Below are 1,975 nucleotides of genomic sequence, written 5' to 3'. Positions count from 1 at the left end.
GAAGCATCTGCCGGGAAATACGGTTGAGCTTGTTGATGGTCTCAATCATGTGCACGGGAATACGGATGGTGCGTGCTTGGTCGGCAATGGAGCGGGTGATGGCCTGGCGAATCCACCAGGTCGCATAGGTGGAGAATTTGTAGCCGCGACGGTACTCAAATTTATCGACGGCTTTCATCAGGCCAATATTGCCTTCCTGGATCAGGTCGAGGAATTGCAGGCCACGGTTGGTGTATTTTTTGGCAATAGAAATCACCAGGCGCAGGTTGGCCTCCACCATTTCTTTCTTCGCGCGCCGTGCTTTGGCTTCGCCGATAGACATGCGGCGATTGATGTCCTTGATCTGTCCCACTTGTAGGCCGGAGTTTTCCTCGATCTGTCTCAAGCGGCGCTGGCTGCGCTGGATGTCTGCCTTGAGTTCATCCAGGGCTTTGGCATAGGGTTCTTTGGACTTCAGCAGGCTGGTAATCCATTTTTCGTCGGTTTCATGGCCGGGGAATGTCCGGATGAAATCGGTACGGGGCATTTTTGCCTGACGCACGCAGAGTGTCATGATGGCGCGTTCTTCGTTTCGAATGGCCACCAGAGCATCGCGTACCACGTCGGTCATGGGATCAAACTGCCGGGGAGCAAGCTTCAGGTATTTGAAGTGCTCACTCAGTGCAAGCATCGGTGCTTGGCTGTTTTTGTGTCCCAAGCCATATTTGTTGATGGCCTTTTTGGCTTTTTCATTCAGTTTACGAAGGGTGTCAAAGCGCTCTTTGGCTTCCACTGGGTCGAGGCCTGAATCGTCTTCAGCCTCATCGCTGTCGTCGTCATCGTCATCTTCGTCTTGCTCGTCATCGTTAGCCTGGCGAGCTTTTTCCTCTTCCCGGCTCTTCGCAGCCTCAGCCTGGGCCAGTGCCGAAGGCACGTGTTCCATGGGATCGAGGTAGCCGATCAGTACATCGCTGAGTTTGCGCTGTTCGCTTTCGATGAGATCGTATTCGGAGAGAATGTGGTCAACTGTGGTGGGCCATTCAGCCAATGCTGCCATCAGTTCACGAACGCCTTCCTCAATGCGCTTGGCGATCTCAATCTCGCCTTCGCGAGTTAGCAGTTCGACGGAACCCATTTCCCGCATGTACATGCGTACTGGGTCTGTGGTGCGATGCTGTTCGGTCTCAACCGCAGCCAGGGCAGCCGCTGCCTCTGCAGCAGCAATTTCGTCAGTAGTGGAGTCGCCGGAGGTGATCAGCAGTTGTTCGGCATCGGGCGCGGTCTCAAAAACACTGATGCCCATGTCGTTGATCATTTGAATAATGTCTTCGACCTGATCGGGATCAGAAATATCTTCCGGTAGGTGATCGTTCACCTCTGCGTAGGTCAGATAGCCCTGTTCACGGCCTCTGGCGATCAGTTCCTTGATACGTGATTGTTGCTGTGCGGTACCACTCATATATGATCTGCTGTTATTCCGGGGGCAAAATTAAGCGCGGGATTATACCGGAAGAAGCTGCGTTTGTGTTACCTGTTTTGGTAAAAAATGCCGTTCTTTCCGGTCTTCAGCTATTGCGCTCTGGGTTTTCCAAGTATTTGATTAAATAACTCTTTTGTCTCCAACGTGCGCTGCTCTGCAGAGAGTTTGAGCCATGCGTTGTTCAGGTGTTTCAGGTCATGTTCATCAACAGCCTCTTTGTCAGCCAGGTGGCGGAGAAGTTCAGCTGGAGCCAGTTGTGCCAGTGTTTTCCTCAACAGTCGATCCTGACTATCGATGAATTCGCGCTGATTGTCCCGTTCGCTGTTGGCTACGGGGCGCAGCAGGTCCGTGGCGGCAATTTTAGCCAGGGTTTCTGCCTGGTCAGCGCTGTGCACACCACGCCAGTACCCAAGGATATGATTGAGGCTGTAATTGGGGTTTTCAAGGAGCAGTTCCACAAGGGGCAACAGAATTTCAATGCCCTCGTCATCGAGCTTTTGCAAGATCGGAAGAGCA

At 52.8% G+C, this 1,975-nt stretch carries 1 protein-coding gene and 1 pseudogene; both read right to left on the bottom strand.

Features of this window, described 5'->3' with window-relative positions; all coding sequences use genetic code 11:
- Positions 1–1,438: RNA polymerase sigma factor RpoD (rpoD, locus tag ACYZYZ_RS04720; RefSeq protein WP_461483444.1), on the bottom strand; the 1,438-nt coding region annotated here is incomplete at its 3' end.
- Between the two features lie 110 nt (positions 1,439–1,548).
- Positions 1,549–1,975 (bottom strand): annotated as a pseudogene (locus ACYZYZ_RS04715) (hypothetical protein); the annotation flags it as partial.

It is taken from the genome of Porticoccus sp. (genome assembly GCA_023261185.1).
Classification (GTDB): domain Bacteria; phylum Pseudomonadota; class Gammaproteobacteria; order Pseudomonadales; family Porticoccaceae; genus Porticoccus; species Porticoccus litoralis.
The sequence above is the reverse complement of the archived record's forward strand: the minus strand, read 5'-3'. Positions and strand labels throughout refer to the sequence as shown.